Genomic DNA, 20,686 nt, shown 5'->3' on the forward strand with positions numbered 1-20,686 from the left:
ACTAGGTTCTCTCCGTCTTGCTTAACCACATCTTATCCATGCTTTCCCCTTTAATTTGCATTGGGTATACATGTTCGGTTTCATCGACATTGATATCAACAAACACCAAGCGATCTTTCATATCGAGTGCTTTTTTCAAGCCAGCTTCAAGATCTTCTGGCTTATCAATACGAATGCCTACATGACCATACGCCTCTGCAATTGCGGCAAAGTCAGGCACAGAATCCATATAAGAATGGGAGTGACGACCTTGATAAATCATATCTTGCCATTGTTTTACCATGCCTAAGAAACGATTATTCAAATTAATAATCTTAACTGGAATATCATATTGCAAGCAGGTCGATAGCTCTTGAATATTCATTTGAATACTACCATCCCCTGTCACACAAACCACTTCTTCTTGTGGTAATGCATACTTCACGCCCATTGCTGCTGGCAAGCCAAAGCCCATGGTGCCTAAACCACCAGAATTGATCCAGCGACGCGGTTTATCGAACGGGTAATAAAGTGCTGCAAACATTTGGTGCTGTCCAACATCCGATGCCACATAAGCATTCCCATTAGTAAGTTTATACAATGTTTCAATGACTTGTTGTGGCTTAATGCGATCGGTTGTACGATCAAATTCAAGACACTTACGATTTTTCCAACTTTGCAGTTCTTGCCACCAAGTATCGATAGCTTCTTTATCTTGCTTGATTTCTTTTTCTGATAATTGCTTCAACATGCTGTCGAGTACTTCATCCGCCGATCCAACAATAGGTAGATCCGCTTGAATGATTTTCGAGATTGACGAAGGGTCTATATCAATATGCATGATCTTGGCATTTGGACAATATTTCTCAACATTGTTGGTTGTCCGATCATCAAAACGAACGCCAACACCAAAGATCAAATCAGCATTGTGCATCGCCATATTGGCTTCATAAGTACCGTGCATACCAAGCATGCCCAAAGAATTTTTGTGCGTAGCAGGAAATGCACCTAACCCCATCAACGTGCTGATCACTGGAAGATTGAGCACTTCTGCCAATTTAAGCAGTTGCTCACTGGCATTAGCCATAATCGCCCCGCCCCCCACATAAAGCACTGGTTTTTTGGCTTCAATCAAGGTTTTCAAGCCTTTTTTAATCTGACCTTTATGACCGGTAGTGGTGGGATTGTAAGAGCGCATCGATACTTCTTTCGGATATTGATACGGGAAAGTTTCAAGCGGATTTAATACATTTTTAGGCAGATCGACGACGACGGGACCTGGGCGACCCGTTGATGCAAGATAGAAGGCCTTTTTGATGGTGTCAGGAATGTCTGCTGCTTTAGTAACAAGGAAGCTGTGCTTTACAATTGGGCGTGAGATCCCAACCATGTCACATTCTTGGAAGGCGTCGTTACCAATTAAATTATTCGGTACCTGACCGGATAACACCACCATTGGTATAGAATCCATATAAGCAGTGGCAATGCCGGTAATCGCGTTGGTGGCCCCAGGCCCCGAGGTGACTAAAACAACCCCTACTTTACCTGTTGCGCGTGAATAACCATCCGCCATGTGAACCGCAGCTTGCTCATGACGAACCAACACATGTTCTATGTCGCTTTTTTCATGTAAAGCATCATAAATATCCAAAACGGAACCGCCTGGATAACCGTAGATATGCTCTACTCCTTCATCAATTAGAGAGCGGACGATCATATCCGCGCCAGATAACATTTCCATGTTGCCTCCTTTTACTTACTCACACTTTTGCACAAAAATGTACCGTAAAGCGAAGTAAGTGTTACATAATTAGGGCTTATTTTTAGCCTAAGATAGCACCCAAATACCCGTTCAATATGACGGGTTCATAACCTCATTTTGATGAGAATATACGATGCCTATGTACCTGTCTTATAGTCATAACTACAATTCAGCGTGCAATTCGAAGAACGACTTCGAACGCTTCACTTTAACGCTATATAGTCACATCTGTCTACGCCATCGCTGAGCGTAAAAGCACCAAATTTCTTTCATCTCCCACATTTAAAGTGTAAACAACCAACAAAATACCAAATAACCTACCTACTTACCCATTTTAAAATAAAAAATAAGTCAATAATATTTCTCACTTTTAGATCTAGCTCTCATCACAAAACAAAAAAACGCACACCATGTGGTGTGCGCTGATTCGATTAGATTCGCTTTTGGCTTACATCATATCGGCTAATGTTTCGCCACAAATCAGCATTAACTGATCACGCATCCAAATATGACCTTTATCTTTTTCACTTGATTCATGCCAACTTAAATAGCCTGCTACCTTCTTATTTTCTAGTGGATACGGTAATACTTTATAGTTATCACGGTTTGGAATTATATTCACCAACCAGCGAGGAACCACAGTAAGTAGCTCCGATTGACCAACTACATAAAGAATATTGCTTAGGTAACTCATTACGAACTAATTGAAGTGCTTGGCGGATTGGACCAAACAATTGACGAGCACGTTGCGTCGGCTGAATACCACGGCCATGACGCATAAAAAGTTCATCATTAAATGTCGCTTTTAAACGTGAAACGGCATTACTTACTGCTGGCTGAGACATACCTAAAAAATGAGCCGCACGGGTAATATTCTGCTCTTGCATCACCGCATCAAACACGGTTAGCAAGTTGAGGTCTACACCACGTAAAGTCGATTCAGTTTTAGTATTATGCGCAATATTACTTGGTTCTATTTGGTTAGTCATTTGTGTCTGCCTCTCACAATTTGCAGCCTCATCATTATTATATTGATGATTAAAAGCTGCAAAAAGATATTTAATATTCATTGTATTTGTCGCGCCAATGAATGAGCGACCGACACACTATTCATCAATACAAATGATGAGGCAAACATATTGATATTAAATCAGATTATTTCACTAAAAATCACTAAAATAGCAATTAATCAATAAGTTAAAGTTAAATATAAAAAATGTAAATATTTATAAATCCTATTTTCTTACTGAATGAATAATGAACACGACACGTTCATTCATTAATCAATGCGTAATGAGGGAAGTCAACCTGCTCCCATAAATCACTCCAAAGCGTTCCAACATTTCCCCACTCTCCTTGTCTTACCCATTGGGCAATAGAATCAGCCACATCAGGATAAATTACTTTTTCAGCAGGCTGTTCATCTAACCAAACTCTGACACTGCTCGGATCCATCCATATCATCGAGCTAGCTAACCCCAACGATTCAAGAGTGGCAACATTACTCATTTGTTCAAATTGACCTGAAAGCGGTTTGAGAAGTAATTTCTTCCCCAACGTTAATGCCTCTGATGGTAATTCAAATCCACCATTTGCCATCACACCTTGGCAGGCATGGAGATGTTGCTGAAACGTCGTATAAGATAAAGGCATAAATGTTAAATTTTCTTGCTGATAGCAGGCTTTCACTGAAGGGTGATAACAAATAAATTCATGATTAGAAAACCGAAGACAAAGTTGAGACACTTCATTTAAATCTTCAAAAGGTAAATAGACTAAAATGAAACTCTGCTTTGATGTTTCAAGGCCAAGAGAGGTATGAACAATCGGAGGAAGGATGGGTTGCTGAAAATGATACCAATGCAATCCCAAGTAAAATTCTGTTGGCGCAAAATGCTGGATGAGAGTTTGATCTAACCATGTTGCGCCTTTCTTAGGAACGGAATAACGAAAAGCATTTTGATGACTGATCCCAACGGTGGGAACTTTTTGTCTTTTTGCAGCCCAAGCCGTTATCGGTTCGAAATCATTTAACACCACGTCATAACTAGATAAATCGACGTCAGAAACTTCTTTCCATAACTGATTTGGATTGGTATTTATTGCCGTTTTTAAATGATTCACTTTTCCTTTTTCGGTACAAAAGGTGAGACCTCGACGGGTTTGATAATCACCAAAATCTTCCATTGAGAAATAAGCTGATTTTTCTCTACCGGAAAATAAAAAATCCACATCCACATTTTGTAATTTAAAAGCATGAGCCATCGCTCTGGCTCGTGCAATGTGGCCATTACCTGTTCCTTGCACACCATAAAGAATTTTCATTCATTATTATCCTTTCAATATATCAATTGCGAATAATGCGCTTCCCATTCCCAATAAAGCACCCAATACAATATCGGTAAAAAAATGGACACCTAATAAAATTCTCGATAACCCTATAAGCCCAGCCCACACAAATGGAAACACACCAAATTCAGGATAGAAGTGTTGCAACAACACAGCCATAAGAAAAGCAGCGGCCGTATGCCCAGACGGTAAGCTGTATTGATCTGAAGGGGTAATAAAAGAGGTTAATAAATCCGACATTTGAGCTGGTCGACGACGCTTGAAACTATTTTTTGCCAACCAATAAATTGGTAATTCAATAAAATAAGCAACTAACCCTGTCATCAAGAACATTTGACCTACTCTAGGTTCAAATCCCCATGCTAATAGCCCCATAACAGCGTATAGATGCCCATCACCAGTATGTGAAACAGCTTTACTCATTTGAGCAACAGGCTCATTAAATCGGTGGCGTAAACAAAACAGAGAAAAAGCCAAGTCGAAGCGAGCAATAGGTTGTATGGTTTTCATCATTGACTCCTTGTTCGCTCATGATGAGCGTTCCTGCTACCAAGCTAGGCGAAGTAAATGACAAAAAGGTGACGATTATTTGTTCTTATCATGAAATTACATAAAGTAAATACACCTTATAAATTATTCTTCAATATCAATTACTCAGACTTAATATCAATGTTAACTATAAGAAAATAGATTTTGATAAGAATGAGGTGTCACTTTTATTTGACTTTTTTTCGACGAAAAGGTTGACGCTGCCCCCGAAAATGCGGTACTAATTTAACCACTAACTATGTGGAAGAAAATAAATGACTAACAATGTTTCAACTCTACTCAGCCTCCTCCTTATCGTGAACAAATCGCGCGGGTAGGCAGTGGACGAAACATACCACATAAGAATTCCAAAAAAGCCCGCATTATCATGCGGGCTTTTTTATTGCATTTAGCCCATCAAAGCTAAATATTTAAATCGCGTTGGATCGCGTACTTAACATCAAAAGGAAGCCACCATGAATGATCAAGTAATTATCTTCGACACCACTCTACGTGATGGTGAACAAGCACTTTCAGCCAGCCTAACGGTGAAAGAAAAACTGCAAATTGCTTATGCACTGGAACGTTTACGTGTTGATGTAATTGAAGCTGGCTTCCCTATTTCCTCTCCTGGTGATTTTGAATCCGTTCAAACTATCGCTAAAAACATCAAAAACAGTCGTATTTGTGCCCTATCTCGCGCGGTAGAAAAAGATATCGATGTCGCAGCAGAAGCTCTAAAAGTCGCCGAAGCATTCCGAATTCATACCTTTATTTCAACTTCGACGATTCACGTCCAAGACAAACTTCGCCGTAGTTATGATGATGTAGTCGAGATGGCTGTTCGCTCTGTTACTCGTGCTCGTAAATATACCGATGATGTCGAATTCTCTTGTGAAGATGCTGGCCGTACACCAATCGACAACCTATGTCGCATTGTTGAAGCTGCAATTAATGCAGGCGCAACCACGGTCAATATTCCAGATACAGTCGGCTATACTTTAGCCAACGAATTCGGCGGCATTATCGCTACTTTATTTAACCGAGTTCCAAACATCGATAAAGCAGTGATTTCAGTCCATTGCCACGATGACTTAGGTATGTCAGTGGCAAACTCAATGGCCGCGGTTCAAGCAGGTGCGCGCCAAGTTGAAGGAACCATTAACGGGATTGGTGAACGAGCAGGTAACTGCGCACTTGAAGAAATCGCCATGGTCATAAAAACCCGTGGTGACTTCTTAGGTGTGAATACGGGGCTTAAATACGATGAAATTCACCGTACTAGCAAGCTTGTTAGTCAGCTTTGTAATATGCCAATTCAAAGTAACAAAGCGATTGTGGGCGCCAATGCCTTTAGCCACTCCTCAGGTATTCACCAAGATGGCATGCTAAAGAATAAAAATACCTATGAGATCATGACACCTGAATCAATTGGCCTTAAAAACCAAGCCTTAAATCTAACCAGTCGTTCTGGCCGAGCTGCTGTGAAAAGCCATATGGATACCATGGGTTACAGTGATTCAGATTACAATCTAAATACTTTGTATGAAGACTTTTTGAAGCTAGCGGATCGCAAAGGGCAAGTATTTGATTACGACTTGGAATCTCTAATGCATTTTGCCAACTTGCGTGATGAAGACGACTACTTTAAGTTGAATTACTTAAGCGTTCAATCTGGCAGCGTGATGGCGACCACCAGCATTAAATTATTGTGTGGCGATGAAGAAAAATGCGAAGCGGCTGTCGGTAATGGTCCAGTCGATGCTCTATACCAATGTATTTATAAGTTAACGGGTTATGACATCGTGCTAGATAAATTCGACCTAACCGCCAAAGGTGAAGGTGAAGATGGTTTAGGTCAAGCCGATATTATTGCCAATTACAAAGGTCGTAAATATCATGGTACTGGTTTAGCAACCGATATCGTTGAAGCTTCAGGTCAAGCACTGCTTCATGTTATTAATAGCATTCATCGTGCCGATCAAATCGCAGAAATCAAACAATCAAAAAGAATGGAAACCGTATAACCCTACTTCAGAGCAAGTGATACAACCATCACTTGCTCTAGTTTACAGGTTTAATTTTTAAGGAAGAGATACCCCATGGCAGCTACGTACAAAATTGCAGTTTTACCCGGTGATGGCATTGGCCCAGAAGTGATGCAACAAGCACATAAAGTTCTTGATGCGATAGAGAAAAAACACTCGATTACTTTCGAACGTGAACAACATGATGTCGGCGGAATTGCCATTGATAATCACGGTACACCACTTCCAAATAGCACACTAAAAGCTTGTGAGGAATCAGATGCCGTTTTATTTGGTTCAGTCGGCGGCCCTAAATGGGAAAATCTACCTCCGAACGATCAACCAGAACGTGGTGCATTGCTTCCTCTGCGTAAACACTTCCAATTATTTTGTAATCTTCGCCCTGCACAAATCCATGCCGGTTTAGAAAAATTCTCCCCATTACGCGCAGATATTTCTGAGCGTGGTTTTGATATCGTCGTCGTGCGTGAATTAACTGGCGGGATCTACTTTGGTCAACCTAAAGGTCGTGAAGGCCAAGGCCCAGAAGAAAAAGCTTTTGATACGGAAATTTACCATCGCTACGAAATTGAACGCATTGCGAAAATTGCCTTTGAATCGGCACGTTTGCGTGGCAAAAAAGTCTGCTCTGTCGATAAAGCCAACGTTCTACAAAGCTCAATCTTATGGCGTGAAGTGGTAGAAGAAATCGCCAAAGGTTACCCTGATGTCGAGTTGTCACACATTTACATTGATAACGCCACTATGCAACTTATCAAAGATCCGTCTCAATTTGATGTGATGCTTTGCTCTAACATTTTTGGCGACATAATTTCTGATGAATGCGCCATGATCACAGGCTCAATGGGCATGCTTCCTTCAGCTAGCCTAAATGAAAGCAAGTTTGGTCTGTATGAACCAGCAGGCGGCAGCGCACCAGATATTGCTGGTAAAAACATTGCTAATCCTGTGGCTCAAATACTGTCAGCAGCCTTAATGCTCCGTTATAGCTTAAATGAAGAATCAGCTGCGCAAGATATCGAAAATGCAGTATCTAAAGCCCTAGAAGCCGGAGAGCTAACGGGTGATTTAGCGGGTGATAAACCAGCGCTGTCTACTTCAGAAATGGGTGACAAAATCGCGCAATATATCCTTAACTCTAATCAATAAGCACGAGCGGGTAGAAGCAATGTCAAAATCTACGTCTTTATCAAAAACACTATACGAGAAAGTCTACGATGCTCATGTCGCCGTAGCGGCAGAAGGTGAAACACCAATCTTATATATCGACCGCCATTTAGTACATGAAGTCACCTCACCGCAAGCTTTTGATGGTTTGCGAGAGAAAGGTCGCCCTGTGCGCCAAGTAAGTAAAACTTTTGCCACGATGGATCACAATGTGTCCACCACCACCAAAGACATTAATGCTTCAGGTGAAATGGCACGGATTCAAATGCAAACCCTAATGCAGAACTGCCTAGAGTTTGGCGTTACCCTTTATGATTTAAACCATAAATATCAAGGTATCGTACATGTTATGGGGCCGGAGCTTGGGATCACCCTACCGGGTATGACCATTGTTTGTGGTGATTCCCACACAGCCACCCACGGCGCATTTGGCTCGCTTGCTTTTGGGATTGGTACTTCTGAAGTTGAACATGTCTTGGCGACTCAAACGCTAAAACAAGCGAAAGCTAAAACCATGAAGATCGAAGTGAAAGGCAAGGTCGCTGATGGCATTACCGCCAAAGACATTGTACTTGCGATCATTGGAAAAACCACAGCCGCTGGCGGTACTGGTTATGTAGTTGAATTCTGCGGTGAAGCCATTACGGATCTTTCGATGGAAGGCCGCATGACCGTTTGTAACATGGCGATTGAGCTTGGTGCAAAGGCTGGCCTTATCGCACCAGATCAAACTACATTTGACTATGTTCAAGGTAAAAAATTCGCACCAAAAGGCGCTGAGTTTGATGCTGCGGTTGAATATTGGAAGAGCTTACGCTCAGATGATGAGGCCGAGTTTGACGCAGTTATTACACTAGAAGCTTCAGAAATCACTCCACAAGTGACTTGGGGTACCAATCCCGGTCAAGTGATGTCTGTCGATGGTATTATTCCGGCTCCAGAGAGTTTCTCAGATCCTGTCGAACAAAGCTCGGCTAAAAAAGCACTGGCTTACATGGGATTAGAGGCGGGTAAGAAATTGTCTGATTACAGTGTCGATAAAGTCTTTGTCGGCTCTTGTACTAATTCTCGTATTGAAGATATGCGCGCCGCCGCCGCGGTAGTAACTGCCGCCAATGGCAAAAAAGTAGCTGCTAATGTACAAGCTTTAATCGTTCCGGGTTCTGAACAAGTAAAAGCTCAAGCTGAAGCTGAAGGTTTGGATAAAATTTTCATCGATGCAGGCTTTGAATGGCGTTTGCCGGGTTGCTCTATGTGCCTTGCGATGAACAATGACCGTTTAGGACCTCAAGAGCGTTGTGCTTCCACCAGCAACCGTAACTTTGAAGGCCGTCAAGGTCGTGATGGCCGTACTCACTTAGTTAGCCCTGCCATGGCTGCGGCCGCCGCAATCGCTGGCTATTTTGTTGATATTCGTCAATTCAACTTATCGTCACAAACAGAAAAAACACAATAAGGAGCACACTATGTCACAAGGATTTCAAAAACATACCGGCCTAGTGGTTCCATTGGATATTGCTAATATTGATACCGATGCGATCATTCCAAAACAGTTTCTGCAAAAAGTAACCCGTACTGGATTTGGTCAACACTTGTTTAATGATTGGCGTTTTTTAGATGATGCCGGGCAACAACCAAACCCTGAATTCATTATGAACAAACCTCGTTATCAAGGCGCCAGTATTTTGCTAGCGCGTGAAAACTTTGGTTGTGGCTCATCGCGTGAGCATGCGCCTTGGGCATTAGCCGATTACGGTATTCAAGTGATGATTGCGCCAAGTTTTGCTGATATTTTCTATGGTAACTCGATCAACAACCAACTTGTGCCTGTAAAATTAACCGAAAGTGAAGTCGATGAATTATTCCAATTTGTTGAAACCAATGAAGGGGCACAAATCACCGTTGATCTAGAAGCAATGAGTGTTTCAGCCAACGGGAAAGCCTATTCGTTTGAAATTGATGAATTCCGCCGTCATTGCCTATTAAATGGCTTGGATAACATCGGTCTAACCTTACAACACGCCGATAAAATCGCGGAATTTGAAAATAATATTCCAAGCTTTTTGAAATAATAAAAGCCATTCTCATTATCAAATCCTAGTATGTATATCAGCTCAATTGACTGATTACATGCTAGGATTTTTATGAAAGAACCATTGCGTTTTATTGGTCTACCTTTATCTGTACATACCATAAATGAAGACTAACCATGTATCGACTCACGCTTTTACTACTTTCTCTTTTTTCTTTTAGCTCGATTGCCGCGCCTAAGGCTGAGCTTTGGCCTTATTGGAATGTGAGCAACGAAAAGAGTACTCAAGTTATCGACCATTCCGCATGGCAAACTATTCTCGATCATAACCTCGTTGTCGAAAGCAAAAATCACTTATTTCGTTATGCCACCATGAGTGATAAAGACAAACAAACGCTTCATCACTATCTGCAATCTTTAGCCAAGCTAGACCCACGCCAACTGAACAGACAAGAACAATTCGCCTATTGGATCAATCTATACAATGCATTAACCGTAAAACTTATTATTGATCATTATCCGCTACAATCCATCACCAAACTTGGTGGCCTCTTTTCGTTTGGCCCATGGGATGACAACATCACAACTATCAATAAAAAAGAGTTAACGTTAAATGATATTGAACATCGTATTTTACGCCCTATCTGGAAAGATAAACGAATCCATTATGCCCTCAATTGTGCCAGCTTAGGTTGCCCGAATTTAGCGTCTAACGCCTTTACCTCAAGCAATACCGAAGCGTTATTAAAACAGGCTGAAAATGAATTTGTGAATAGCAATAAAGGCGTCAACATCCACAATGATACGGTGCAATTGTCATCAATTTTCAAATGGTATGCGATCGATTTTGGCGGAGAATCTGAGGTCATAAAATACCTTTCTTCATTTTATCCATCACTTAGCCAGATAACGAAAAAGCCCAGTTATGATTACAACTGGGCTTTAAATGAAAAGAAAGAATGAAAAAAATACATCACCTAAATTCTAGATAATTAAGCTTACTTAAATCCTTTTTCTTTCTTAATAAGATCATAAGCGCTCTGAATTTCTTGCGCTTTTTGTTTTGCGACTTCCATCATCTCTGGTGGTAAACCTTTTGCAACTAGCTTATCAGGATGGTGCTCATTCATCAGCTTACGGTGAGCCCGTTTGATGGTTTTAGAATCAGCTTCTTTATCCACACCTAATAAATCATAAGCATCGTTCAGTTGTGAAGCTGTGGTACGTTGTTGCCACTGCCCCCCGCCAGATTGTTGGCCTTGCTGCTGATAGCCGCCAAAACCACCACCTTGCTGAAAACGAAATGCCGCTTCTTGCATCCGCAAACGCTGCTGTAAATATTGAGCCGTAAATCCTAACTCTTGCGCAACAGTTTGCAGGACTTGTATTTCACTAGGGTGTAATTCACCATCAGCAAAAGCCGCTGAAATTTGTAATTCAAGGAAAAACTGCAACAAATCACGTCGGCGACCTGCCGAAAATCGCACCTTACGCAAAGTTTCTAACAATGGAAAATCTGATTCCTTCCCTTGGCGAAAAGCTTCTTGAGCAATTTTCTTTTGCTCATCGCTAAGGTTCATGCGATCCATCATGACCGAAGCCAATTGAATTTCTTCTTTCGTTACTTGGCCCTTGGCTTTCGCAACATGCCCCATAACCGCATAAGCAGCCTGAAAAAATTCCGTTTGGCGTTCCGCTTGAGATGCCCCAGAGCCAAATGCAGATTGGAACCCGCGCTGATTTCTTCGTGCTTTATCAAACTGGTGACCTATAAAGCACCCAATAATCGCGCCAGGAATCGCGCCAATCATCGAGCCAAACAGAATACCTAATAATTTACCTAACATATGTCGATTCCAAATCCCAAACTATGAATTTTTATTGTTAACTATTGTCTGTATAGTGTCGATTCTCATAAGATTCTTATATGATATAGAAATCTATACTTAATTCGTCTTATTTCTGTAAATAACCGTTATCTTTAAATATCGTCTCATTCAGTTTTCACAGGAAAAACTTATTCAATGTTTTCAATTTCTCGCACTTTTCTTACCACACTTATAAGTGCAGCCTTTTTGCCTACCGCTTTCGCAAATGAAAGTAGTAGTGATAGTGTGCCGGAAATCATTCCTACCGATCAATGTATCGCACCGGAAAAAACATCACCTGACGCTCCTGAAGAGCCCGTCAATATCGAAGCCGATAGCATTAATGCAAAAGGACGAAATGAAGCGGTCTACCAAGGTGATGTTGTCGTAACCCAAGGCCACAAAACCATCACAGCAGATACTGTCACCGTCAACCAAGCGGACAATAGTGTACTCGCAGACGGTAATGTGACAATGAACGATGGACAAATCAAGTCTAAATCCAATAAAGTCAAATCCGATCTTAAAGGCGATCGCATTGAGTTCCATAACACCCAGTATAAATTACTTTGTCAAACCGCCCGTGGAGAAGCCGCTTATATTTTAAAAGATGGCCAAGCGATCTATAGCATGGAAGATGGCTCGTTAACCACTTGCCCAGAAGGCAATAAATCCTGGCGAGTCAAAGCCTCTGATATTGATATCGATAATGATGAAGAAGAAGCGACGTTTTATAATACGCGCTTTGAAATTCTCGATGTACCTGTTTTTTATTGGCCTTACATTACCGTACCGATCGGTGACAAACGTAAAACAGGTTTTTTATACCCGACGGGAGGCTACGATACTAAGAATGGTTTAGAAATTAATGTCCCTATCTATTTTAACTTAGCGCCTAATTACGATTTAACCACCACGATAAACTATATGGAAAAGCGTGGCGTTCAATTTAATAATGAACTTCGTTACCTAACGGATGGCTTTGGCTCCGGTACAGTAAATTTTGAATACCTAAATGATGACGACCTCTACCAAGATAAAGGGGCTCGCTGGGGATTAAACTTAACTCATGATGGCATCTATGATCGCAATTGGAAGTTCTCAGTTGATTACTCCCGAGTCAGCGATGATACTTACTTAGATGATCTAGACTCAAGCATCGGTAATCGTGAAGATGGTCAATTACTTCAATCGGGTGAAGTCTCTTACCGTACTGATTTCTCAGATACCACATTAAAAGTTCGTGACTTTCAAATTCTTACTGGGGCAACGCCTTACCGCTTAATGCCACAATTACAATATCAATACCACAGACCTGAAGTACTGCCTCATGTTAATTTTGAATGGGACAGCCACATCAGTCGCTTTGAAACAGATAACGATCAATTACCTGACGCTACTCGTGTTCATGTTGAGCCAAGCCTTATTGTGCCGTTTTATGCACCTTGGGGGCAGCTAACCTCTGAAGCAAAGTTAATGTATACCTATTACGAACAAGATTTGAAAAATGGAAGTGTTTCAGCTGCAGATTCCGATCTAAAAGAAAGCGCACAGCGAGTGGTGCCTGAATATCGCCTTAACGGCTCATTGTTCATGGATAACAACCAACGCTTACTTGGCGGTTACACTCAAACGCTTGAACCTCGTATGCAGTATCTTTATATCCCCGAAGTCGATCAATCGGAAATATACAGTGGTTACGATACAACACTCTTACAATCGGATTACTATGGCTTATTCCGCGATATGAAATACAGTAGTGTTGACTTTATTGCGCCTGCAAATCAGTTAAGCTACGGGGCTACATCACGTTTTTATGACGAGAACTATAAAGAACGTTTCAACTTATCACTTGGTCAAATTTATTACATTAATCCAAGCAGTGATGAAGCCAATCTTTCTGCTTGGGCTCTGGAAAATGAATGGAATATAAGTGATTCCTGGCTTTATAAAGGCGGACTACAATACGACAGCAATGTATCCACTTTACAGTTGGCAAATAGCACCCTCGAATATAAGATCCCATCCGGTGGCTACGCCCAGCTAAACTATCGCTATATCTCTAAAGATTACATAGCAGATAACGCGCCCAACATTTCAGAAAGTCAGCTCAACACCTACACACGAGACGGCATTTCACAAGCAGGTATTTTGACCAATTTTACCGTTGCTCAACGTTGGAGTGTGCAAGCAAACTACTATCACGACATGACTGAAAACGACATGTTAGAAAGCTTACTTGGCGTGACTTATAATGATGACTGCTGGTTCCTTGGCCTTACCTTCTCTCGTCATATATTATCTTCTGGTGATGTGGCTCAAATATACCCAGAGCCGGGCCCAGAATACGAATCTAAAGTCAGTTTAAATATCGGCATCAAAGGCTTAGGCCAAAATGCAGGCGTAGAATACAGCGATGGTGGTAACTCACTCGGTTACGGTCGCCCATTTAGCCTTGCCAATTAATGAACCGATTTGCCAGTCATGCTAATATGGCTGGCTTTCTCTACTTTGTAATTATTTTGTTGTACTAATTGGAAATCAGAAATAATGAAGATATGGATCCCCGCATTATTCAGTGTATTGACCCTTCTCGGCTCACCAATTGTGTCGGCTACGCCACAATCACTCGATCACGTTGTTGCTATCGTCAATAATGGTGTAATTTTACAGACCGATATCGACACAGCAATGAAAACGGTTAAAGCTAATGCAGGCGAAAAAGGACAACCACTCCCCCCAGCGGACGTCCTCAAAGAGCAAGTATTAGAAAAGTTGGTACTCGATGAAATTCAATTACAAGAAGCAAAACGAATGGGGATTCAAATTGATGACCAACGTTTAGATCAAGCAATTCAAAGCATCGCGAAAGAAAATGGTCAAACTCTTGAACAATTAACAGCATCGTTGCAACTACAAGGACTCACTTACCCAGTATTTCGTGAGCAGATCCGTAAAGAAATGGCGGTTAGTGAAGCGAGGAACGCCCAAGTACGACGCCGAGTGAATATTTCGCCATCTGAAGTTGAAACCCTCGCCGCACTATTAGCAGAAAGAACGACGGAAACGGTCGAGTATAAAATAGCTCAAATACAATTACATTTTTCTGATGATAAAGAAGCAACCGAACAACAGGCCGAAGAACTAGTCTCCCGATTAAAACAAGGCGAAGATTTCTCGACCTTAGCCTACACCTACTCAAAAGGCCCTAAAGCTTTACAAGGTGGTGATTGGGGGTGGATGCGCAAAGAAGAAATGCCAACTATATTTGCCGACCAAATTACCACCCAAGGCCGTGGCGCGATTATTGGTCCATTTCGTAGTGGCGTGGGTTTCCACATTTTGATGATACAAGATGTAAAAGGTCTGGAAACGGTTGCTGTGACTGAGGTCAATGCTCAACACATTCTCATTAAACCTTCTATCATCTTAAGTGATGAAGGGGCGAAAAAAGAATTAGATGGTTTCATTGAACAAATTAACTCAGGTAAACGAACATTTGGGGAGTTAGCCCAACAATATAGCCAAGATCCTGGTTCAGCCGTTGCTAATGGTATATTAGGATTCCAGACAGCAGACAACTACGTACCTGAATTTAAACATCAAGTCGAAACATTACCAATTGGACAAATAAGCCCTCCATTCAAAACAGTTCATGGTTGGCACATTGTAAAAGTCCTCGATCGTCGCTCGGTCGATAAAACAGAATCAGCCATGAAAAATCGCGCCTATCAAATATTGTTTAAGCGTAAATTTAATGAAGAAGCTGGCGCATGGCTGCAAGAAATTAGAGCCAGTGCCTACGTTGAAGTTTTAGATAAAAATAATGAGCAAAATAACAATGACAAAGGTTAAACGTATTGTCATTACCGCTGGAGAACCGGCGGGAATCGGCCCCGATTTGGTATTAGCGCTTTCTCAGTATGAATGGCCTCATCAATTAATTGTGTGTGCCGATAAAACTATGCTCACAGAGCGAGCTAATCAGTTAGGAATCAACATTCAATTATTGGACTACGACGTCAATACCTCGCCCAAAACTGTTCAACAAGGACAATTAACCGTTGAGCATATTCCAGTAAATGAACCGGTTATCGCTGGCATACTAAATGAAGCCAATGGTCATTACGTATTAAAAACACTGGAACGAGCCTGCCAAGGTAGTATCAGTGGTGAATTTGATGCATTAGTAACTGGCCCTGTCCATAAAGGCGTTATCAATCGTGCTGGAGTTGCTTTTAGTGGGCATACCGAATTTTTTGCTGAGCAATCCAAGACACCACTGGTTGTGATGATGCTCGCAACAGAGGGCCTACGAGTCGCATTAGTGACTACTCACATACCTTTAGCCTATGTGAGTCAGGCAGTGACCAGTGAGCGCTTAGAAAGCATCATTCGCATTTTACATGATGACTTAGTCAATAAATTTGGCATAGAAACGCCCAGAATTTATGTCTGTGGCTTAAACCCTCATGCGGGTGAAGACGGTTGTCTTGGGCACGAAGAAATCGAAACCATCACTCCGACGTTAACACGCATGAGAGAGCAAAATGGCATGAATTTAATCGGTCCACTGCCAGCCGATACCATCTTCAATGCAAAGTATTTAGAACAAGCTGACGCCGTATTAGCGATGTATCATGATCAAGGGTTACCGGTACTAAAATATAAAGGATTTGGTAATTCGGTTAATATCACTTTAGGACTGCCGTTTATCCGAACTTCAGTCGATCACGGAACGGCACTGGATTTAGCTGGCACAGGGAATGCCGATATTGGTAGTTTTTTAACTGCAATCACCCATGCTCTAGAACTGGCAGAAAGCTCAAAACAGCCAGAACAGAAGCAAAAAGAGAGTAAGCAATGAGTAATGATGTCCATCTAGGTCATAAAGCCCGTAAGCGTTTTGGCCAAAACTTTTTAAATGATCCGTATATTATTGATGGAATTGTTTCTGCTATTAACCCACTGCCGGGACAAAACTTGGTTGAAATTGGGCCGGGGTTAGGTGCCATCACAGAACCTGTTGGTCGTGAAGTGGACAAATTAACCGTTATTGAATTGGATAGAGACTTAGCTGAGCGTCTGCGTAATCATCCAGATTTAGCAAGCAAGCTCACCATCCATGAAGGTGATGCAATGCGTTTTGACTTCAATCAACTCGTCAAACCCAATAATAAACTACGTATTTTTGGTAATTTGCCATACAACATCTCTACGCCACTCATGTTCCACTTATTTGAATTTCATAAAGACATCCAAGACATGCACTTTATGCTACAAAAAGAAGTAGTTAACCGACTTGCAGCCGGCCCTGGTACCAAAGCATATGGTCGATTAACGGTAATGGCTCAATATTTTTGTAAAGTGATGCCTGTATTAGAAGTTCCACCTACAGCATTTATTCCACCACCTAAAGTCGATTCAGCCGTCGTGCGTTTATCACCTTATGAAGTGCTGCCACATCCGGCAACGAGCTTAAAGTGGTTAGATAGAGTATGTCGCGAAGGCTTTAACCAGCGTCGTAAAACAGTTCGTAATTGCTTTAAGAATCTTGTCTCTGCTGAAGAGTTAGAAGCATTAGGCATCAGTCCAAGCTTACGTCCAGAAAACTTAACGCTAGTTCAATTTGTTGCTTTGGCAAATTATATGGATGCCAACAATACAAAGTCAGAACAAGAGTAATACTCAATAAAATATAGGGGTCATGAATAATGGCTCCTATATACTCATCAGTAAGTAGTCTGACGGTCCAAGCTTCATAATATTGTTAATGTTTCCATTTGTATTGTTTATCCGTTGCCCATTCAAACTCTTGTACCACGGCTAAAATATTCGATAAGAAAAATGAAGCGTTACCTCTAAGGATAGGAGAAAAACAGTGACTGAAGTCAACCCACCATGCGTCACATGCCAAGTACACACCCGTTATATTAAAGAACAATCCCAACCTGAACAGAACCGCTATGTTTTTGCCTATACGATTACCATCAGAAATTTAAGCCAAGATATTGTACAATTAATCGGACGACGTTGGTTAATTACGGACGCTAACGCGAAACAATTAACCATTGAAGGTGAAGGCGTGGTAGGAGAACAACCCGTTATAGAGCCTATGCAAGAATACACTTACACCAGTGGTACTGCTCTTGAAACACCTGTCGGTGTGATGCAGGGTCACTATGTGATGCTTGACTTTCAAGGCAACGAATTTCTAGCGGATATTCCTCCATTTCGATTAGCTATTCCAAATATATTGAACTAGTGAGGTAACGTGTCCAACTATATTGTAGGCGATATTCAGGGCTGTTTTGACGAGCTTTTATTACTGCTTAAACAAGTTTCATTTAACCCGAAAGTGGATACTTTATGGCTGGCTGGTGATCTTGTTGCAAGAGGTCCCAATTCATTAGAAACATTGCGTTTCGTACGTGGCTTAGGGTCATCTGCTCGTTGTATTTTAGGTAACCACGATCTTCATTTACTCGCCATTCATCTCGGTTATTACCCAATAAAACCAAAAGATAAAACGGCTGATATATTCACAGCAACAGACAGAAATGAGCTAATGGAATGGCTTCGCCACCAACCATTAATGGCTGAACATGATGAATTTGTTATGTGTCACGCTGGTATTTCGCCTCTCTGGGATTTATCAACCGCACGGCTAGCGGCTCAAGAAGTCCAACAAATATTACAAAGCAGCGACTGGCCTTGGCTCATTAAAAACATGTACGCGAATACCCCAACTCAATGGACTGAATCACTGCAAGGTATTGAACGATATCGGTACATCATCAATGCTTTTACCCGTATGCGGTTTTGCACAGAAAATGGCGAATTAGATATGGACTGTAAACTTCCACCAAGCAAAATGAGTAATGACTCATTGCAACCTTGGTTTAAAATAAAGTCACGTAAACCCTTTGAGAAAACTATTATTTTTGGGCATTGGGCTGCGTTGATGGGCTGTCATGATGAAGAGGCGAATGTAATAGGTTTAGATACGGGCTGTGTTTGGGGTGAATACCTTTCGATGTTGAGATGGGAAGATAAACAACTTTTCACACAAGTATCGAAAAATAAGTCTTAACAAGCGCAGCTACAGTGGGTGTAAATAGGCGATCACACCCATAATCAAAAAAGCGCACGGCTTTAATCTTCACGCTCTAAGATCATAAATTCCATATCATATTGATTTTTTTCATCAGCAGTATATTGCTCATGATACCCGGTCTTCCAGCCTTCTCCCCAATCAGGAAATTGGGTATCTCCATCAATTTGAGCATCAATAAAGGTTAAATATAAGCGATCAGCTTGATTTAAATAGGTTTGGTAAATACTGCCACCACCAATGACCATAAGCTCATCGGTAGCACCCGCAACCCGCTTCGCTTCCTCGATACAGCTCACGACGGTAACGCCATCAATGACTAAAGAAGCATCTCGGCTAAGTACAATATTGAGTCGCCCCGACAAAGGACGACCAATGGACTCATACGTTTTACGGCCCATAACTATCGGTTTGCCCATAGTACAGTGTTTAAACCACGTAAAATCGGCCGGTAAGTGCCAAGGCATCTGATTATCTTTGCCTATAATTCTATTTTTTGCCATGGCGGCAATCATACTGAGTTTCAAAACCTAATCCTTTTGATGATCTTAATCATGTCACTATTGAGCATACAACCAAAAGTTATATTACAGAGCGACGACGATAAAATATCAATCCAGGCATTGCAAGGCCTATTGCAAGCCCGGCAATGATAAACATCGCCTGTAAAAAATTCTCAATGAGCATGGAAAATAACTGAGGGTCAAATCCTCTAGAATTAATTTCAACCAAAGCAATCATAGCCTTAAAGGCATAAACACCTGGCACCATAGGAATCATGGCGGCGACCGTAAAAACTTTAGGGTGCGCCAAAAATCTATGTGACCAATGAACACCGATGATACTCACAATTGTCGCAGCAAAAAAAGTTGCCCATTCAATAGGAACTAGATAAACCATCAATGTAAAACGAATACCATAAGCAATCGCTCCCCCTAACGCACAGTACCTTAACGCGCTTTTAGGCACATTAAAAACGAGGGCGAAACCAATTGCGGGTATTGAAGCAAGTAACATTACATTAATAAGAGCCCATAGAAAATCGATCATCGTACCCACTCCCATGTCCCAGTCAATGTCATCGCCGCAACAATCCCTAAACTGGTAGCGAATGTCAGTAAACTTGCCATGACAAAGCGAGCGATCCCCATATTGACATAACCCTTTAGCATATCAGCTACAGCATTAATGAGTGGAAATCCTGGCACCAACATTAATACCGATGAAGCCATGGCTAAAAAAGGATAATTACCGACTTGATACACGACCGCCTGAGAAGATATCAGGGTGGTCACGAAAGCCGTTACAGTAAAATTAAGCAGAGGATTAAAATTTCGGTGAGCAATTTCTTGTCGAATAAACATCCCAACACTTGATGCAAGAAACGTGATCGCACAAATGATTTCATCCCCATTCGCTAAACGAGCAAAAGCTGCACAAGATAGGCCAATCATAAATAGCACTAACCAGCGGTTATAACGCGTGGGTTGTATTTGATTTAGTTTTCGCTCAGCAAGTCGATAATCAATTACTTTACGTTCAACCATAATACAAATATGTTGAATTTCAGTGACTACTTTCATATTGATACCACGATCAGGACTACGCCGAGCGGTCGTCACACAATGCCCCTCCATGACCGTCGTCACTACTAATGAGCTTGCCGACATGGAGACTTCAACTTCATCCATACCACAGGCCAATCCAAGCCGATGAGTAAGATCCCCTACCAATGTGCTTTCTGCACCATGAGCTAACAACATTTGCCCCACTTGTACAATCAAGCGAGATATGACTCTTTGTTTTTCGTCCATATCGTGTGATACCAATCCTTTGATA

The 20,686-nt window shown here is 41.5% G+C and carries 18 protein-coding genes and 1 pseudogene; 11 read left to right on the forward strand and 8 right to left on the reverse strand.

All coding sequences use genetic code 11. The features are described 5' to 3' along the window. Position 1 precedes the first annotated feature (1 nt). The 4 genes and pseudogenes from VCASEI_RS11280 to VCASEI_RS11295 all read right to left on the reverse strand — a co-directional run bounded on the left by VCASEI_RS11280 (position 2) and on the right by VCASEI_RS11295 (position 4,600). Entirely contained in the window at positions 2-1,720 is a 1,719-nt protein-coding gene (locus VCASEI_RS11280; protein ID WP_086961991.1) for an acetolactate synthase 3 large subunit, read from the reverse strand. A 469-nt stretch (positions 1,721-2,189) separates the two neighbouring features. Further along, positions 2,190-2,730 (reverse strand): annotated as a pseudogene (locus VCASEI_RS11285) (LysR family transcriptional regulator). Between the two features lie 283 nt (positions 2,731-3,013). Next, complete coding sequence (locus VCASEI_RS11290; protein WP_086961993.1) at positions 3,014-4,066, reverse strand: MJ1255/VC2487 family glycosyltransferase; 1,053 nt, start codon at positions 4,064-4,066, stop codon at positions 3,014-3,016. A gap of 6 nt (positions 4,067-4,072) precedes the next feature. After that, a complete protein-coding gene (locus VCASEI_RS11295; RefSeq protein ID WP_086961995.1) occupies positions 4,073-4,600 on the reverse strand; it encodes a phosphatase PAP2 family protein in 528 nt (175 codons plus the stop codon). A 494-nt stretch (positions 4,601-5,094) separates the two neighbouring features. On the opposite strand from VCASEI_RS11295, the gene leuA reads away from it, so the two are divergent. From leuA to VCASEI_RS11320, 5 genes are all read left to right on the forward strand, one after another. Then, positions 5,095-6,645 (forward strand): 2-isopropylmalate synthase, encoded by a 1,551-nt coding sequence (gene leuA, locus VCASEI_RS11300; RefSeq protein ID WP_086961997.1) that lies wholly within the window; start codon positions 5,095-5,097, stop codon positions 6,643-6,645. Positions 6,646-6,720: 75 nt separating this feature from the next. After that, a complete protein-coding gene (gene leuB, locus VCASEI_RS11305; protein WP_086961999.1) occupies positions 6,721-7,815 on the forward strand; it encodes a 3-isopropylmalate dehydrogenase in 1,095 nt (364 codons plus the stop codon). Between the two features lie 19 nt (positions 7,816-7,834). Beyond that, entirely contained in the window at positions 7,835-9,289 is a 1,455-nt protein-coding gene (gene leuC / locus VCASEI_RS11310; RefSeq protein WP_086962000.1) for a 3-isopropylmalate dehydratase large subunit, read from the forward strand. Positions 9,290-9,299: 10 nt separating this feature from the next. Further along, positions 9,300-9,905, forward strand: coding sequence for a 3-isopropylmalate dehydratase small subunit (leuD, locus tag VCASEI_RS11315; protein ID WP_086962002.1), 606 nt, complete (start codon positions 9,300-9,302; stop codon positions 9,903-9,905). A gap of 137 nt (positions 9,906-10,042) precedes the next feature. After that, the gene (locus tag VCASEI_RS11320; RefSeq protein ID WP_086962004.1) at positions 10,043-10,828 is read left to right on the forward strand and encodes a DUF547 domain-containing protein; all 786 of its coding nucleotides are present in this window, start codon (positions 10,043-10,045) and stop codon (positions 10,826-10,828) included. A 35-nt stretch (positions 10,829-10,863) separates the two neighbouring features. On the opposite strand, the gene djlA is transcribed toward VCASEI_RS11320, so the two are convergent. Next, complete coding sequence (gene djlA / locus VCASEI_RS11325) at positions 10,864-11,712, reverse strand: co-chaperone DjlA (protein ID WP_086962006.1); 849 nt, start codon at positions 11,710-11,712, stop codon at positions 10,864-10,866. 177 nt (positions 11,713-11,889) lie between these two features. Between djlA and lptD the strand changes: the two genes are divergently transcribed. From lptD to VCASEI_RS11355, 6 genes are all read left to right on the forward strand, one after another. Beyond that, positions 11,890-14,199, forward strand: coding sequence for an LPS assembly protein LptD (gene lptD, locus VCASEI_RS11330; RefSeq protein ID WP_086962008.1), 2,310 nt, complete (start codon positions 11,890-11,892; stop codon positions 14,197-14,199). An 84-nt stretch (positions 14,200-14,283) separates the two neighbouring features. Next, complete coding sequence (gene surA / locus VCASEI_RS11335) at positions 14,284-15,588, forward strand: peptidylprolyl isomerase SurA (protein ID WP_086962010.1); 1,305 nt, start codon at positions 14,284-14,286, stop codon at positions 15,586-15,588. Next, positions 15,575-16,600, forward strand: a complete 1,026-nt coding sequence (pdxA, locus tag VCASEI_RS11340; protein WP_086962012.1) for a 4-hydroxythreonine-4-phosphate dehydrogenase PdxA — start codon at positions 15,575-15,577, stop codon at positions 16,598-16,600. Before surA ends, pdxA begins: the two co-directional genes overlap by 14 nt. Then, positions 16,597-17,418, forward strand: coding sequence for a 16S rRNA (adenine(1518)-N(6)/adenine(1519)-N(6))-dimethyltransferase RsmA (gene rsmA, locus VCASEI_RS11345; protein ID WP_086962014.1), 822 nt, complete (start codon positions 16,597-16,599; stop codon positions 17,416-17,418). Before pdxA ends, rsmA begins: the two co-directional genes overlap by 4 nt. Positions 17,419-17,614: 196 nt before the next feature. After that, complete coding sequence (gene apaG / locus VCASEI_RS11350) at positions 17,615-17,998, forward strand: Co2+/Mg2+ efflux protein ApaG (protein ID WP_086962016.1); 384 nt, start codon at positions 17,615-17,617, stop codon at positions 17,996-17,998. A 9-nt stretch (positions 17,999-18,007) separates the two neighbouring features. Further along, on the forward strand, positions 18,008-18,826 hold the full coding sequence (locus VCASEI_RS11355) for a symmetrical bis(5'-nucleosyl)-tetraphosphatase (RefSeq protein ID WP_086962018.1): 819 nt from the start codon (positions 18,008-18,010) through the stop codon (positions 18,824-18,826). A gap of 62 nt (positions 18,827-18,888) precedes the next feature. Here VCASEI_RS11355 and folA read toward each other — a convergent pair whose 3' ends face one another. The 3 genes from folA to VCASEI_RS11370 are packed head-to-tail and all read right to left on the reverse strand — an operon-like array spanning position 18,889 to position 20,661. After that, a complete protein-coding gene (folA, locus tag VCASEI_RS11360; protein WP_170924594.1) occupies positions 18,889-19,374 on the reverse strand; it encodes a type 3 dihydrofolate reductase in 486 nt (161 codons plus the stop codon). Between the two features lie 55 nt (positions 19,375-19,429). Next, positions 19,430-19,897 (reverse strand): threonine/serine exporter family protein, encoded by a 468-nt coding sequence (locus VCASEI_RS11365; protein WP_086962022.1) that lies wholly within the window; start codon positions 19,895-19,897, stop codon positions 19,430-19,432. Next, entirely contained in the window at positions 19,894-20,661 is a 768-nt protein-coding gene (locus tag VCASEI_RS11370; protein ID WP_086962138.1) for a threonine/serine exporter family protein, read from the reverse strand. Before VCASEI_RS11370 ends, VCASEI_RS11365 begins: the two co-directional genes overlap by 4 nt. Between the last annotated feature and the right edge of the window lie 25 nt (positions 20,662-20,686).

The sequence above is a fragment of the Vibrio casei genome, assembly GCF_002218025.2.
In the GTDB taxonomy this organism is placed as follows: Bacteria; Pseudomonadota; Gammaproteobacteria; order Enterobacterales; family Vibrionaceae; genus Vibrio; species Vibrio casei.

Coding starts and splice junctions, on each gene's coding strand:
- VCASEI_RS11280 (WP_086961991.1), bottom strand. CDS start 1,720: ATGGAAATGTTATCTGGCGCGGATATGATCGTCCGCTCTCTAATTGAT.
- VCASEI_RS11290 (WP_086961993.1), bottom strand. CDS start 4,066: ATGAAAATTCTTTATGGTGTGCAAGGAACAGGTAATGGCCACATTGCA.
- VCASEI_RS11295 (WP_086961995.1), bottom strand. CDS start 4,600: ATGAAAACCATACAACCTATTGCTCGCTTCGACTTGGCTTTTTCTCTG.
- leuA (WP_086961997.1), top strand. CDS start 5,095: ATGAATGATCAAGTAATTATCTTCGACACCACTCTACGTGATGGTGAA.
- leuB (WP_086961999.1), top strand. CDS start 6,721: ATGGCAGCTACGTACAAAATTGCAGTTTTACCCGGTGATGGCATTGGC.
- leuC (WP_086962000.1), top strand. CDS start 7,835: ATGTCAAAATCTACGTCTTTATCAAAAACACTATACGAGAAAGTCTAC.
- leuD (WP_086962002.1), top strand. CDS start 9,300: ATGTCACAAGGATTTCAAAAACATACCGGCCTAGTGGTTCCATTGGAT.
- VCASEI_RS11320 (WP_086962004.1), top strand. CDS start 10,043: ATGTATCGACTCACGCTTTTACTACTTTCTCTTTTTTCTTTTAGCTCG.
- djlA (WP_086962006.1), bottom strand. CDS start 11,712: ATGTTAGGTAAATTATTAGGTATTCTGTTTGGCTCGATGATTGGCGCG.
- lptD (WP_086962008.1), top strand. CDS start 11,890: ATGTTTTCAATTTCTCGCACTTTTCTTACCACACTTATAAGTGCAGCC.
- surA (WP_086962010.1), top strand. CDS start 14,284: ATGAAGATATGGATCCCCGCATTATTCAGTGTATTGACCCTTCTCGGC.
- pdxA (WP_086962012.1), top strand. CDS start 15,575: ATGACAAAGGTTAAACGTATTGTCATTACCGCTGGAGAACCGGCGGGA.
- rsmA (WP_086962014.1), top strand. CDS start 16,597: ATGAGTAATGATGTCCATCTAGGTCATAAAGCCCGTAAGCGTTTTGGC.
- VCASEI_RS11365 (WP_086962022.1), bottom strand. CDS start 19,897: ATGATCGATTTTCTATGGGCTCTTATTAATGTAATGTTACTTGCTTCA.
- VCASEI_RS11370 (WP_086962138.1), bottom strand. CDS start 20,661: ATGGACGAAAAACAAAGAGTCATATCTCGCTTGATTGTACAAGTGGGG.